The 12,878-nt window shown below is 56.7% G+C and carries 15 protein-coding genes; 12 read left to right on the forward strand and 3 right to left on the reverse strand.

Going from position 1 to position 12,878, the window contains the following annotated elements; genetic code table 11:
• Positions 1–10: 10 nt before the first annotated feature.
• The gene (locus AC6I7J_RS11705; protein ID WP_021506367.1) at positions 11–217 is read right to left on the reverse strand and encodes a DUF2767 family protein; all 207 of its coding nucleotides are present in this window, start codon (positions 215–217) and stop codon (positions 11–13) included.
• A 180-nt stretch (positions 218–397) separates the two neighbouring features.
• Between AC6I7J_RS11705 and AC6I7J_RS11710 the strand changes: the two genes are divergently transcribed.
• A complete protein-coding gene (locus AC6I7J_RS11710) occupies positions 398–646 on the forward strand; it encodes a DUF883 family protein (RefSeq protein ID WP_021506368.1) in 249 nt (82 codons plus the stop codon).
• Between the two features lie 332 nt (positions 647–978).
• Here the strand turns inward: AC6I7J_RS11710 and AC6I7J_RS11715 are convergent, their stop codons facing one another.
• The gene (locus AC6I7J_RS11715) at positions 979–1,176 is read right to left on the reverse strand and encodes a DUF6404 family protein (RefSeq protein WP_021506369.1); all 198 of its coding nucleotides are present in this window, start codon (positions 1,174–1,176) and stop codon (positions 979–981) included.
• 268 nt (positions 1,177–1,444) lie between these two features.
• On the opposite strand from AC6I7J_RS11715, the gene AC6I7J_RS11720 reads away from it, so the two are divergent.
• The 3 genes from AC6I7J_RS11720 to AC6I7J_RS11730 all read left to right on the forward strand — a co-directional run bounded on the left by AC6I7J_RS11720 (position 1,445) and on the right by AC6I7J_RS11730 (position 3,400).
• Positions 1,445–1,627 (forward strand): type II toxin-antitoxin system HicA family toxin, encoded by a 183-nt coding sequence (locus AC6I7J_RS11720; protein WP_058757609.1) that lies wholly within the window; start codon positions 1,445–1,447, stop codon positions 1,625–1,627.
• Positions 1,628–1,666: 39 nt separating this feature from the next.
• Positions 1,667–2,059 carry a type II toxin-antitoxin system HicB family antitoxin gene (locus tag AC6I7J_RS11725; protein WP_022548759.1) on the forward strand — a complete coding sequence of 131 codons (393 nt, stop codon included), beginning with the start codon at positions 1,667–1,669 and terminating at the stop codon, positions 2,057–2,059.
• Positions 2,060–2,143: 84 nt separating this feature from the next.
• On the forward strand, positions 2,144–3,400 hold the full coding sequence (locus AC6I7J_RS11730; protein WP_021506372.1) for a mechanosensitive ion channel family protein: 1,257 nt from the start codon (positions 2,144–2,146) through the stop codon (positions 3,398–3,400).
• Positions 3,401–3,523: 123 nt separating this feature from the next.
• Here the strand turns inward: AC6I7J_RS11730 and icd are convergent, their stop codons facing one another.
• Positions 3,524–4,774 carry an NADP-dependent isocitrate dehydrogenase gene (gene icd, locus AC6I7J_RS11735; RefSeq protein ID WP_010617214.1) on the reverse strand — a complete coding sequence of 417 codons (1,251 nt, stop codon included), beginning with the start codon at positions 4,772–4,774 and terminating at the stop codon, positions 3,524–3,526.
• Positions 4,775–4,875: 101 nt separating this feature from the next.
• Between icd and rluE the strand changes: the two genes are divergently transcribed.
• The 8 genes from rluE (at position 4,876) to AC6I7J_RS11775 (ending at position 12,792) form a co-directional block, all read left to right on the forward strand.
• A complete protein-coding gene (rluE, locus tag AC6I7J_RS11740) occupies positions 4,876–5,544 on the forward strand; it encodes a 23S rRNA pseudouridine(2457) synthase RluE (protein WP_498005739.1) in 669 nt (222 codons plus the stop codon).
• A gap of 44 nt (positions 5,545–5,588) precedes the next feature.
• Positions 5,589–6,062: an NUDIX domain-containing protein gene (locus tag AC6I7J_RS11745; protein ID WP_480309119.1), complete on the forward strand. Its 474-nt coding sequence runs from the start codon at positions 5,589–5,591 to the stop codon at positions 6,060–6,062.
• A 41-nt stretch (positions 6,063–6,103) separates the two neighbouring features.
• On the forward strand, positions 6,104–7,216 hold the full coding sequence (gene mnmA / locus AC6I7J_RS11750; RefSeq protein WP_125309336.1) for a tRNA 2-thiouridine(34) synthase MnmA: 1,113 nt from the start codon (positions 6,104–6,106) through the stop codon (positions 7,214–7,216).
• 34 nt (positions 7,217–7,250) lie between these two features.
• Positions 7,251–7,892, forward strand: a complete 642-nt coding sequence (gene hflD / locus AC6I7J_RS11755; RefSeq protein WP_222951043.1) for a high frequency lysogenization protein HflD — start codon at positions 7,251–7,253, stop codon at positions 7,890–7,892.
• Positions 7,893–7,936: 44 nt separating this feature from the next.
• The gene (gene purB, locus AC6I7J_RS11760) at positions 7,937–9,307 is read left to right on the forward strand and encodes an adenylosuccinate lyase (RefSeq protein WP_413676382.1); all 1,371 of its coding nucleotides are present in this window, start codon (positions 7,937–7,939) and stop codon (positions 9,305–9,307) included.
• A 173-nt stretch (positions 9,308–9,480) separates the two neighbouring features.
• Complete coding sequence (gene phoP / locus AC6I7J_RS11765) at positions 9,481–10,149, forward strand: two-component system response regulator PhoP (protein ID WP_010617222.1); 669 nt, start codon at positions 9,481–9,483, stop codon at positions 10,147–10,149.
• A gap of 3 nt (positions 10,150–10,152) precedes the next feature.
• Complete coding sequence (phoQ, locus tag AC6I7J_RS11770) at positions 10,153–11,613, forward strand: two-component system sensor histidine kinase PhoQ (RefSeq protein WP_021506378.1); 1,461 nt, start codon at positions 10,153–10,155, stop codon at positions 11,611–11,613.
• 57 nt (positions 11,614–11,670) lie between these two features.
• Positions 11,671–12,792 carry a ribosomal protein uL16 3-hydroxylase gene (locus tag AC6I7J_RS11775; RefSeq protein ID WP_498005743.1) on the forward strand — a complete coding sequence of 374 codons (1,122 nt, stop codon included), beginning with the start codon at positions 11,671–11,673 and terminating at the stop codon, positions 12,790–12,792.
• Positions 12,793–12,878: the final 86 nt, after the last annotated feature.

A 12,878-nucleotide genomic window follows, 5' to 3' on the forward strand; every position in this document is an offset into this window, starting at 1 on the left:
CGCCCTGCTCTTACGGCCGTACCAGACGAATCGCGTGCTCCAGCATACGCTGTTCATCGCGTTCGTCGTGGGCGCGATCGTGGCGCGTACGCTGCAGCAAACGGGCAATCTCCTCCCGTCTGGTTTCATGACCGCACTCGGAAAGGACAATTACCGCATCGCCAATCACCCGGCAAACTTCATCGTAATCGTCTTCATTCAGGATATCGCGTTTCATTTCTCCTCCGTTCAGTGAGCGCTGCGTGAGGTTGGCGCAGCTTAACGTGGTCCTTACCAGGTATGGACAGCAATGCCGATTCCTGCAAACCACTGTTACATCCTGAAAAGCCACCAGGTTGCCGGTCTGCACTTCTCTGTCTACGCTGAAAGAGACATTCACCACTCTCAGGGAGTCAATATGACCGATAAAGCGGAAGCAAAATTGAATGAAGCGGCGGGTGCCGTACAGGAAAAATTTGGCGAGTTCACCGGTTCACGCCGCCATCAGGCACGCGGTGCCGCGCGACGCTATCCGGCGCAGGCCAGTTATGCGGTGCAGGATGCAGCAGACTGCGTGGTGAGATCGGTACGCGACAACCCGGCGACCGGGCTGGCCGTTGCCGCCAGCATCGGCGTGATTGTCGGTTTCCTGCTGGGCCGTAAATAATCCCCGGCGATCGGGGCCCGTGCGGCCCCGATACTCAATGCCGCTGCGGCACGCCGTCCCGTCGTTCCTGAATATGTTCATCCGGCGTCTCGGCGACATCTGCCGTACTGCTGTGCCCGGCAAGGTGGCGCCCATGCTGCCCCGCTATCACCACAGGCCCCACCGGTAATTGTGCACTGGCCGCCAGTGATAGCAGCAAAAAAAACCATCCCGTCAGTAACGTTCTTCCCATCCTGCCCGCCTTACACGCTGATTAGTGAGCGCTCAGCTTGCCGGATGGCATGCAAATTAGCGTCAGCGCGACGCAAAGCTATGTCGGCAGTTGTGAATAATCAGGCCTGTGCGCGCCGCGCTTTGTAACGCGCCACCATGGTCATTAATGCCTGATAAATCAAACCGGCATACAGGCTCATGACAATCATCATGCCCGGCGTTTTGCCCTGTGCCTGCCAGGAAACAAACCACATAAAAATGCCCCACAGCAGGGAAAAAATCAGCCAGCCTTTTACAAACTTGATCACACCTTGCATAGCACCTCCGGATTGATGAAGGCTGAAGATAGCGGTTCAGCCAGCAAATGGCACGCGCGCCGGTGCCGGGATGTTAACTGTTTCAAAGTTTTACGCAAACCCCTATCGCAGCCGGAAAAAGCCGTGGAAAACAGCACGCAGAACGCAGCATCAACGGGTGCCTGTCATGGCCGTCCCGGTTAGTTTGGCCATGACCCGCCGATGTGATGGCAGAGACCGCCTTGCATCAGTGTGTATTGTGTGTATAATTTCACCTACAGGAAGTCCGATGAAGAGCGCGACGCTGATTAAACTGCTGCAAAAGAATGGCTGGAAGCTGGAGCGCATACGCGGCAGTCATCATCAGTTCTCACATCCGGATTTTGCTCATCTGATCACCGTGCCGCATCCGCAGAAGGATATGAAGACAGGCACGCTGATGCAGATTCTGAAAGACGCCAGGCTGGATTGATCCATGCTGGTTTTATTCCGCTTGCTCAGAGGTGACATGATGCTGTTTCCCGCTTTGGTAGAGATTGACGCTGACGGCTCGGCCAGTGGTTATTTCCCGGATGTCACCGGCTGTTATTTTGCCGGTGATACGCCCGAGCAAACGCTGCAGGATGCGCAATCTGCGCTACATGCCCACTTTGAACTGATGGCGGAGAAAGGCTTGTTGATTCCGGAGCCGGCGCAGCACTGGCAGCAGGAATTTAGCCAGCCTGGCGTGTGGATCTACGTTGATATTGATGTCACCCGCTATCTGGGCAAATCCGAGCGCATCAATATCACTATGCCGCATCTGCTGATTGAGAAGATCGATAAGATGGTCAGTAATAACGCGCGCTATAGCAGCCGCAGCCATTTTCTTGCCGAGGCGGCGCGCAAAGCGCTGGTCTCGTAGCAACACTATTGCGCACGCGTCGCTTATCGTCCGTGGCCGCTTTATGTTTGAATTCCCGCCTCAACCGGCCGGCATGTGGTTAAAATGAATTACTTACGCGACATACAAACGTTTATTGAAGGCAACACGGTGCTCTCCGCCACCTTCAGCCTGCTGCTGTTACTGGTTGCCGGCATGGTCACCCATCTGATCTGCAAGTTCTTCGTGGTAAAAGTGGTGCGCCGCGTGTTCTTTAGCACGCATAAAAACCAGGTGCCGCTGGATAAAGACGTCCGGCTCTCAGAAAAGCTGTCGAATTTTATTCCGGTGATCACCGTCTATTACCTGCTGCAGTTTATGCCGGATTTGCCCGAGCATCTGCTGATCGCGGTGAAAACCATCTGCGGCATTCTGTTTTTTGTTTATTTGTCGCTGTTCTTTAACGAAGTGCTGGAGATCGTTAATAACTCCTATTCGCGTAAGTCGAAGCGTAAGAACCACTCGATAAAAGGTTATATCCAGATCGGTAAGATCCTGGTGCACATCATTTCCGCCATCATGATTCTGGCTATCATGTCGAACAAATCGCCGGTGATCATCATCTCCAGTCTGGGTGCGGTCGCGGCGGTATTGATGTTAGTGTTTCAGCACACCCTGCTGTCGCTGGTGGCCAATATTCAGGTGTCATCGAACGATGTGCTGCAGCTTGGCGACTGGATTGAAATGCCGGATAACGGCATCAGCGGTGAAGTGATTGATATCGCTCTGCATACCATTACCATCCGCAACTGGGACAATACGCTGTCGCGGATCCCGACCAAAAATTTCCTGACCGAAACCTACACCAACTGGCAGGCGATGTTCTCTTCCGGCGCGCGGCGTATCATGCGCAGCTTTCATCTCGACCAGACCTCGATTCGCTTTCTCGATCAGCAAATGGTGCAGCAGATGAGCCAGATTCGCGGCGTCAGTGAGCAGCTTTCAATCCTGATGGATGGCCGCGATAGCAGCGTGGTCGGTGACCGCTGGTTTGCCGAAAACGGCATTACCAACCTCACGGTGTTCCGTCACTATCTCACCGCCTGGCTGGCGCAGCGCGACGATATTAAAAAAGATATGTATATCGTGGTGCGCGCGATGAAACCCTCACCCGAGGGATTGCCGGTAGAGGTTTATTGCTTTACCTCCTCGGTACTGTGGGTTGATTACGAGAATTCCCAGTCGGCGATATTTGAATTCATCTACGCCATCGTCGGTCAGTTTTCGCTGCGGATTTACCAGCATCCGGCCGGCAATGATTTCTGGCGTTTGTCGCAGGCGCGCGATAGCCAGATCGGTCAGTTGCAACCTCCGGCGGAATAAAGCCACGCAGCGCACGGTCGTTATGCATGGCAAACCGGCGGTGACATGAAGTCCTTCCCGCTTGCCAGCATAAAAAAAGGGAGCCCTGCGGCTCCCTTTCATATTGCATTTGCTCAGGGCAAATTACATGTTCGCGATGATCGCGTCACCAAACTCTGAACATTTCAGCAGCTTAGCGCCGTCCATCAGACGCTCAAAGTCGTAGGTCACGGTTTTGGCAGCGATTGCGCCTTCCATGCCTTTAACAATCAGGTCAGCCGCTTCGAACCACTCCAGGTGACGCAGCATCATTTCTGCAGACAGGATCACGGAACCTGGGTTCACTTTATCCTGGCCCGCATACTTCGGTGCAGTACCATGGGTAGCTTCGAACAGTGCGCACTCGTCACCGATGTTGGCGCCCGGTGCGATACCAATACCGCCTACCTGTGCCGCCAGGGCATCAGAAATGTAGTCACCGTTCAGGTTCATACAGGCGATAACGTCATACTCGGCTGGACGCAGCAGGATCTGCTGCAGGAAGGCGTCGGCAATCACATCTTTAACGATGATTTCTTTACCGGTGTTCGGGTTTTTGAACTTCATCCACGGACCGCCATCGATCAGCTCGCCGCCGAACTCTTCTTTCACCAGCTGGTAGCCCCAGTCTTTGAAAGAGCCTTCGGTGAACTTCATGATGTTGCCTTTGTGCACCAGCGTCAGGGAATCACGGTCATTGGTGATGGTGTATTCAACCGCGGCACGCACCAGACGTTTCGTGCCCTCTTCTGAACACGGCTTCACGCCAATACCACACTGCTGCGGGAAGCGAATTTTCTTCACGCCCATCTCTTCACGCAGGAATTTGATCACTTTGTCCGCTTCCGGCGTACCGGCTTTCCACTCGATACCGGCATAGATATCTTCGGAGTTTTCGCGGAAGATCACCATGTCGGTATCTTCAGGACGTTTAACCGGGCTTGGCGTGCCTTTGTAGTAACGTACCGGACGCAGACACACGTACAGGTCCAGTTCCTGGCGCAGTGCCACGTTCAGGGAACGAATACCGCCACCTACCGGGGTAGTCAGTGGGCCTTTAATGGCCACGCGGTACTCTTTGATTAAATCGAGGGTTTCCTGCGGCAGCCAGACATCCTGGCCATAGAGTTCGACGGATTTTTCGCCGGTGTAAATTTCCATCCAGGAAATTTTTCGCTCGCCGTTGTAGGCTTTCTTCACAGCGGCATCAACCACTTTCAGCATCACCGGGGAAACGTCAACCCCAATACCGTCACCTTCAATGTAGGGGATGATCGGGTTATTCGGGACATTCAGTTTGCCCTGATCCAGAGTGATTTTTTGACCTTCCGCCGGAACAACTACTTTGCTTTCCATTAACCTCTCCTTCGAGCGATTTTTTGTTAATGATTTGTAAGATGCGCGTCAATACTACTTGAATATTTCCGCCACGCCAATCACCGCAGTTTCGCGCTATAATGCGCCGATTGTTACCAACTGCAAAGCCCATGCGAAAAACTTCTCAACGAATTCACCAGCATAAGCGCCCTGCTGCCCCGGCGCGCCAGCCCGCGCGGCGTGACACGCGGCCAAAAGGTCCGCGTCGCGTCATACTCTTTAACAAACCTTTCGATGTTCTGCCGCAGTTCAGCGATGAGGCTGGCCGCCGCACGCTGAAAGATTTTGTGCCGGTGAGCGAGGTGTATGCCGCAGGCCGTCTCGACCGCGACAGCGAAGGGTTGATGATTCTGACCAACGATGGCGCATTGCAGGCGCAGCTGACGCAGCCGGGCAAGCGCACCGGCAAAATCTATTACGTTCAGGTGGAAGGCGTGCCGCAGGAATCAGATTTATCCCGCCTGCGCAGTGGCATCACCCTCAACGATGGTCCAGCGTTGCCGGCGGGCGCAGAAGTGGTGCATGAACCCGCGTGGCTGTGGCCGCGCACCCCGCCGATTCGCGAGCGCAAAGCTATCCCCACCTGCTGGCTGAAAATCACGCTGTATGAAGGGCGCAATCGCCAGGTCCGAAGGATGACGGCGCACATTGGCTTTCCAACGTTACGCCTGATCCGTTTTGCCATGGGTGATTACCAGCTGCAGGATTTGGCACCGGGCGAATGGCGCGACATCAGCGACCGGACGTAGTTTATACATTTCGATAACGTCAGGTTAACTATTTGGGAGGAACGATGTTTAAACCTCATGTAACCGTCGCCTGTATGGTGCACGCGCAGGGCAAATTACTGGTGGTGGAAGAGCGCGTTGACGGCCGCGTTACCTGGAATCAGCCGGCCGGCCATCTTGAGGCCGATGAAACGCTGCTGGAAGCCGCGCAACGTGAGCTGTACGAAGAGTCCGGCATCAGCGCGCAGCCCGACTATTTTCTCGGCGTGCAGCAGTGGATCGCCCCGGACCATACACCTTTTGTGCGTTTTCTGTTTGGCCTCGATCTGCCTGCCACCGTGACCACCACGCCACACGACAGCGATATTGACTGCTGCTGGTGGCTGTCGCCCGCGCAGATTCTCAGCGCAGAGACGCTGCGTTCGCCGCTGGTGGCCGAAAGCGTGCGGCTGTGGCAGCAGGGGGCCCGCTATCCGCTGCAGCTGATAGCCCCGTATCAGTGGCCGTTTCATGAGGGTGCGCACAACGCTTCCGCGTGATAGAATGCGCCGCCTGTTTTTATCGTAATCAAGAGTGCGTCATGTCTGACAACAGCCAGAAAAAAGTGATCGTCGGGATGTCCGGCGGCGTCGATTCTTCCGTTTCCGCCTGGTTACTGCAGCAGCAGGGCTATCAGGTTGAAGGCCTGTTCATGAAGAACTGGGAGGAAGACGATGGCGAGGAGTATTGCACCGCTGCTGACGATCTGGCTGACGCACAGGCCGTGTGTGACAAGCTCGGCATCAAACTGCACAAAATTAATTTCGCCGCTGAGTACTGGGACAACGTGTTCGAGCACTTTCTGGAAGAGTACAAGGCCGGACGCACGCCGAACCCGGATATTCTGTGTAACAAAGAGATCAAGTTCAAAGCGTTTCTCGAATTCGCTGCAGACGATCTCGGCGCAGACTACATTGCCACCGGCCACTATGTGCGCCGTGCCGATGTCGATGGCACCAGCCAGCTGCTGCGCGGTCTCGACGGCAATAAAGATCAGAGCTATTTCCTCTACACGCTCAGCCACCAGCAGATTGCACAGAGCCTGTTCCCGGTCGGCGAACTGGAGAAGCCTGAGGTGCGCCGCATTGCCGAACAGCTCGATCTGATTACAGCGAAGAAAAAAGACTCCACCGGTATTTGCTTTATCGGCGAGCGTAAATTCCGCGACTTCCTCGGTCGTTACCTGCCGGCCCAGCCGGGCGTCATCGAAACCGTTGACGGTGAAGTGGTCGGTGAACACCAGGGGCTGATGTATCACACCCTGGGTCAGCGTAAAGGGCTGGGCATCGGCGGACGCAAAGAGAGCAATGACGATCCGTGGTATGTGGTCGACAAAGATGTCGCGCGCAATACGCTGATTGTGGCACAGGGCGGCGATCATCCGCGCCTGATGTCGGTGGGCCTGATAGCACAGCAGCTGCACTGGGTCGATCGCCAGCCAGTGACCGCAGCGCTGCGCTGCACGGTGAAAACCCGCTATCGTCAGAACGACATTCCCTGCGAGATCATTCCGCACGGCGACGATCGCATTGAAGTGCGTTTCGATGAGCCGGTCGCGGCCGTCACCCCGGGCCAGTCCGCGGTATTTTACCTCGGTGACGTGTGCCTTGGTGGCGGTATTATTGAACAGCGCCTGCCGCTGACAGAGGCCTGAGTCGGCACTGCCGACGCGTCTACAGGAGTGAAGCGTGGCTAAAAACTATTATGAGATAACGCTGGCGCTGGCCGGCGTTTGCCAGGCAGCCCATCTGGTGCAGCAGCTGGCACACCAGGGGAACTGCAACAACGCGGCGCTGCAGGTGTCGCTGCGCAGCCTGCTGGATTTAAATCCAGGCTCAACGCTGGCGGTGTTTGGCAACGATGAAGCCAACCTGCGCCCCGGGCTGGAAGCACTGATGGCGGTGCTGAACAGTGGCAGCCGGCAGGGTGCCAGCGCAGATTTGACGCGTTATACCCTGAGCCTGATGGTGCTGGAGCGTAAACTGCACGGTAACAAAACCGCGCTAAACACCCTGGCGCAGCGCATCGGCCAGCTTGATCGTCAGCTGGCGCATTACGAACTGGAATCAGACACCATCACCAGCGCCATGGCCGGCATTTACGTCGATGTGATCAGCCCGCTCGGCCCGCGCATTCAGGTGACCGGCTCACCGCAGGTGCTGCAGAATTCGCAGGTGCAGAGCAAAGTTCGCGCTGCGCTGCTGGCCGGTATCCGCGCGGCGGTGCTGTGGCAGCAGGTCGGCGGCGGTCGTCTGCAGCTGATGTTTGCGCGCCAGCGTCTGCTGCGCGAAGCGAAAACCCTTTTATCCCGGCTGGGTCCGGCGTATTAAGCGCCGCCCTGCCCTATATTGTTAACGATTCAGGAGTTGCACTGATGGAATTATCCTCTCTGACCGCCGTCTCACCTGTCGATGGTCGTTACGGCGATAAAGTCAGCCCGCTGCGTGCGATTTTCAGCGAGTTCGGTTTGCTGAAATTCCGCGTTGAGGTTGAAGTTCGCTGGTTACAGAAACTGGCCGCGACCGCAGAGATCAAGGAAGTTCCTGCATTTGATGCCGACGCAAACGCTTTCCTTGATGCTATTGTCGCCGGTTTCAGCGAAGAAGATGCGGCGCGCATCAAAACCATTGAGCGCACCACCAACCATGACGTGAAAGCCGTCGAATACTTTCTGAAAGAGAAAGTAGCCAACGTGCCGGCGCTGCATGCGGTGTCTGAGTTTATCCATTTCGCCTGCACCTCCGAAGATATCAATAACCTGTCACACGCGCTGATGCTGGAAACCGCACGCCGCGACGTGATCCTGCCGTTCTGGAACCAGATTATTACCGCCGTGAAGGGCCTGGCGCAGGAGTATCGCGACATTCCGCTGCTGTCGCGCACCCACGGTCAGCCGGCAACGCCGTCCACCATGGGCAAAGAGATGGCCAACGTGGCCTACCGCATGGAACGCCAGCTGCGTCAGCTGAGCAAGGTGGAAGTGCTGGGTAAAATCAACGGCGCGGTGGGCAACTACAATGCGCACATCGCCGCGTATCCGGAAGTGGACTGGCATCAGCTGAGCGAGCAGTTTGTGACCTCGCTGGGCATCAGCTGGAACCCGTACACCACGCAGATCGAGCCGCATGACTACATCGCCGAGCTGTTTGACTGCATCGCGCGCTTCAATACCATCCTGATTGATTTTGACCGCGACATCTGGGGTTACATCGCCCTGAACCATTTCAAACAGAAAACCATTGCTGGCGAAATTGGCTCTTCAACCATGCCGCACAAGGTTAACCCTATCGACTTCGAAAACTCCGAAGGGAATCTGGGGCTGGCCAATGCGGTGATGCAGCACCTGGCCAGCAAACTGCCGGTATCACGCTGGCAGCGCGATCTGACCGATTCTACCGTGCTGCGTAACCTCGGCGTCGGCGTCGGCTATGCATTGATCGCCTATCAGGCCACGCTCAAAGGTATCTCCAAGCTGGAAGTGAACCGCGATCGCCTGCTGGACGAGCTGGATCACAACTGGGAAGTCCTGGCTGAGCCGATCCAGACCGTGATGCGCCGCTACGGCATTGAAAAGCCGTACGAGAAGCTGAAAGAGCTGACGCGCGGCAAGCGCGTGGACGCAGCCGGTATGCAGGCGTTTATCGACAGCCTGGAGCTGCCTGAAGCAGAGAAAGTGCGCCTGAAGCAGATGACGCCAGCCAACTACCTCGGCCGCGCGATTCAGATGGTTGACGACCTGAAGTAATTCCTTGCTCTGAAAACTCAGGCTATGGCAAGTTGGTGTTACCTCAGTCACGCACGTCACGTGGTGGCTGAGGTTCCCCTGCCAGTGCATCACAGCGGAGTGTTAATCTGCGGTTTAGCTGGCGTAGCGTATACTTTTCGCCATCATCACTGAGTTGAAGGTAAGGAAATTCTATGCGTGTTCTGGTTGTGGAAGATAATGCCCTGCTGCGCCATCACCTCGCAGTCCAGTTACGTGACATGGGTCATCAGGTGGATGCCGCCGAAGACGCCAAAGAAGCCGACTATTTCCTGCAGGAACACATTCCCGATATCGCGCTGGTCGATCTCGGCCTGCCCGACGAAGACGGCATGTCGCTGATTCGCCGCTGGCGTGGCGATGCCATTCGTCAGCCGATTCTGGTGCTGACCGCGCGCGAAGGCTGGCAGGCGAAAGTTGAAGCGCTGGAAGCCGGTGCCGATGACTACGTGACCAAGCCGTTCCACATTGAAGAGGTCGCCGCCCGCTTACAGGCGCTGATGCGCCGCAACAGCGGACACGCCTCGCAAATTATCTCCATGCCGCCGTTCCAGGTTGACCTGTCGCGCCGCGAGCTTACGGTGAATGACGCGCCGGTCAAGCTGACCGCGTTTGAGTACACCATTGTTGAAACGCTGATCCGCAATGCCGGTAAAGTGGTCAGCAAAGACTCGCTGATGCTGCAGCTGTATCCCGATGCGGAACTGCGCGAAAGCCACACCATTGATGTACTGATGGGCCGGCTGCGTAAAAAAATTCTCGCGCTGCACCCGACCGAAGTGATCAACACCGTGCGTGGCCAGGGATACCGCTTTGATCTCTGATTTATGAAGCTGCTCCGCCGTCAGCGCCCTTTCTCCTTACGCGCGCGTTTCCTGCTGGCGACGGCGGCGATCGTGCTGTTTTTGTCGCTGTCGTATGGCATGGTGGCGGTCATTGGCTACGTCGTCAGCTTTGATAAAAATACCTATCGCGTGATGCGCGGCGAGAGCAATTTGTTCTTCACCCTCGCGCAGTGGAAAGACAACAAGCTCACCATCGCCCAGCCGGAACGCATGACGCTCAATTTCCCGACGCTGGTGTTCATCTATGACGAGCGCGGTAAGCTGCTGTGGCAGCAGCGCGACGTGCCGGAAATCCGCAAAAACATTCGCCGCGACTGGCTGATGAAGCCAGATTTTTACGAGATCGATACCAGCAATCGCACCAGTATGGCGGCGATGGGTAACAATCCGCAGGCACAGCAGCGACTGCACGCGCTGGACAGTGACAGCAATGACACCTTCACCCACTCGGTGGCGGTCAACCGCTACGACGCGACCACCAATCTCCCGGCGCTGACCATTGTGGTGGTGGACTCGATCCCGCAGGAGCTACAGCACTCAGACGTGGTGTGGTCGTGGTTTAGCTATGTGCTGGCGGCCAATCTGCTGCTGGTGATTCCGCTGCTGTGGCTGGCGGCACACTGGAGCCTGCGTCCGATTGGCCACCTGACTTCGCAGGTGCGCGAGCTGGAAACCGGTCACCGGGAAAATCTCGACGACAACCCGCCGCAGGAGCTGCGCAGCCTGGTGCGCAACCTCAATCTGTTGCTCACCAACGAACGGCAGCGCTACACGCGCTATCGCACCACGCTGTCGGATTTGACGCACAGCCTGAAAACGCCGCTGGCGGTGCTGCAAAGTACGCTGCGCTCGCTGCGCGGTGGCAAAGAGCTGACTATCGAACAGGCTGAGCCGGTCATGCTCGAACAGATCAGCCGCATCTCGCAGCAGATTGGTTACTACCTGCATCGCGCCAGTATGCAGGCGGATCACAACCCGCTGCAGCGCGATCTGCACTCGGTCTCGGCCCTGCTGGATAGCCTGTGTTCCGCGCTCAATAAGGTGTATCAGCGCAAGGGCGTTGAGATCACGCTGGATATTTCGCCGGAGCTGACCTTTATCGGCGATCAAAATGACTTTATGGAAGTGCTGGGCAACGTGCTGGATAACGCCTGCAAATACTGCCTCGAATTTATTGAGGTCAGCGCGCGCCAGACGGAAAACGCGCTGCATCTGTTCATTGACGACGACGGCCCCGGCATTCCCGAAAGCAAGCGCGATCTGATTTTTGTGCGCGGCCAGCGTGCCGACACGCTGCGTCCCGGTCAGGGACTGGGACTGGCGGTAGTGCGCGATATTCTCGAGCAGTATGCCGGTCAGGTAATCGCCACGACCAGCCCGCTCGGCGGCGCACGCATGGAGGTGATTTTTCAGCGGCAGGAAGTTGAACATCACCGCGAGTAGAACCGGGCGCGGGCTGTTATACTTGGCAGCAATTATGGCCCTAACCGGAATCCTCGCATGGACTATCAGCTCGACATCAACTGGCCCGACTTTATTCAGCGCTACTGGCAAAAACGCCCGGTGGTGCTGAAACGGGGTTTCAAAAACTTCATTGATCCGATTTCTCCGGATGAGCTGGCCGGTCTGGCAATGGAAAACGAGGTGGACAGCCGCCTCGTCAGCCACAACAACGGCAAGTGGCAGGTCAGCCATGGTCCGTTTGAAAGCTACGATCACCTGGGTGAAAGCAACTGGTCGCTGCTGGTCCAGGCGGTGAACCACTGGCATGAACCTTCTGCTGCGCTGATGCGCCCGTTCCGCTTTCTGCCCGACTGGCGTATCGACGACCTGATGATTTCGTTCGCTGTGCCCGGCGGCGGCGTAGGCCCGCACTTTGATCAATATGATGTGTTTATTATTCAGGGCACAGGCCGCCGTCGCTGGCGCGTGGGCGAAAAAGTGCCGATGAAACAGCACTGCCCGCATCCGGACCTGCTGCAGGTTGAACCGTTCGACGCCATCATCGATGAAGAGCTGGAACCGGGCGACATTCTGTATATTCCACCGGGTTTTCCGCACGAGGGCTATTCGCTGGAGAACGCGCTCAACTATTCAGTCGGCTTCCGCGCGCCTAACGGACGCGAGCTGATCAGCGGCTTTGCGGACTACATGCTGGCGCATGAGCTGGGCAGCTACCGCTTCAGCGATCCGGATGTGCCGGCGCGCGACTGCCCATCGCAGATTATGCCGTCGGAAGTAGAAGGGATCCGCAAGGTGATGCTGGATGTGATTAATCAGCCGGAGCAGTTTAACCAGTGGTTTGGCGAATTTATTTCCCAGTCGCGTCACGAGCTGGATGTGGCTCCGCCGGAACCGCCGTATCAGCCGGATGAGATTTATGACGCGCTGCAGCAGGGTGATGCGCTGACGCGCCTCGGCGGCCTGCGCGTGCTGACGCTGGGCGACGCGGTGTACGTCAACGGTGAGCGCGTTGAGTGCGCGCATCCGTCGGTACTGGCTGCGCTGGCACACAAACACGTATTGACGCTGGAAGATTTCGGCGATGCGCTGGACGATCCTTCGCTGCTGGCTCAACTGGCGGCACTGGTGAACAGCGGGTACTGGTTTTTTGCTGATTGAGTTGATCAGGTCCTCTGCGCCCGTTTCCCTCACCCCGGCCCTCTCCCGCCCGCGGGAGAGGGAGAAAACCGCGCGACGATTGCAGT

The sequence above is a fragment of the Type-C symbiont of Plautia stali genome, from assembly GCF_059730935.1.

What these genes read in the sequence shown, in the direction of transcription:
- AC6I7J_RS11705 (WP_021506367.1), bottom strand. Translation starts at nt 217, where the DNA reads ATGAAACGCGATATCCTGAATGAAGACGATTACGATGAAGTTTGCCGG.
- AC6I7J_RS11710 (WP_021506368.1), top strand. Translation starts at nt 398, where the DNA reads ATGACCGATAAAGCGGAAGCAAAATTGAATGAAGCGGCGGGTGCCGTA.
- AC6I7J_RS11715 (WP_021506369.1), bottom strand. Translation starts at nt 1,176, where the DNA reads ATGCAAGGTGTGATCAAGTTTGTAAAAGGCTGGCTGATTTTTTCCCTG.
- AC6I7J_RS11720 (WP_058757609.1), top strand. Translation starts at nt 1,445, where the DNA reads ATGAAGAGCGCGACGCTGATTAAACTGCTGCAAAAGAATGGCTGGAAG.
- AC6I7J_RS11725 (WP_022548759.1), top strand. Translation starts at nt 1,667, where the DNA reads ATGCTGTTTCCCGCTTTGGTAGAGATTGACGCTGACGGCTCGGCCAGT.
- AC6I7J_RS11730 (WP_021506372.1), top strand. Translation starts at nt 2,144, where the DNA reads ATGAATTACTTACGCGACATACAAACGTTTATTGAAGGCAACACGGTG.
- icd (WP_010617214.1), bottom strand. Translation starts at nt 4,774, where the DNA reads ATGGAAAGCAAAGTAGTTGTTCCGGCGGAAGGTCAAAAAATCACTCTG.
- rluE (WP_498005739.1), top strand. Translation starts at nt 4,876, where the DNA reads ATGCGCCGATTGTTACCAACTGCAAAGCCCATGCGAAAAACTTCTCAA.
- AC6I7J_RS11745 (WP_480309119.1), top strand. Translation starts at nt 5,589, where the DNA reads ATGTTTAAACCTCATGTAACCGTCGCCTGTATGGTGCACGCGCAGGGC.
- mnmA (WP_125309336.1), top strand. Translation starts at nt 6,104, where the DNA reads ATGTCTGACAACAGCCAGAAAAAAGTGATCGTCGGGATGTCCGGCGGC.
- purB (WP_413676382.1), top strand. Translation starts at nt 7,937, where the DNA reads ATGGAATTATCCTCTCTGACCGCCGTCTCACCTGTCGATGGTCGTTAC.
- phoP (WP_010617222.1), top strand. Translation starts at nt 9,481, where the DNA reads ATGCGTGTTCTGGTTGTGGAAGATAATGCCCTGCTGCGCCATCACCTC.
- phoQ (WP_021506378.1), top strand. Translation starts at nt 10,153, where the DNA reads ATGAAGCTGCTCCGCCGTCAGCGCCCTTTCTCCTTACGCGCGCGTTTC.
- AC6I7J_RS11775 (WP_498005743.1), top strand. Translation starts at nt 11,671, where the DNA reads ATGGACTATCAGCTCGACATCAACTGGCCCGACTTTATTCAGCGCTAC.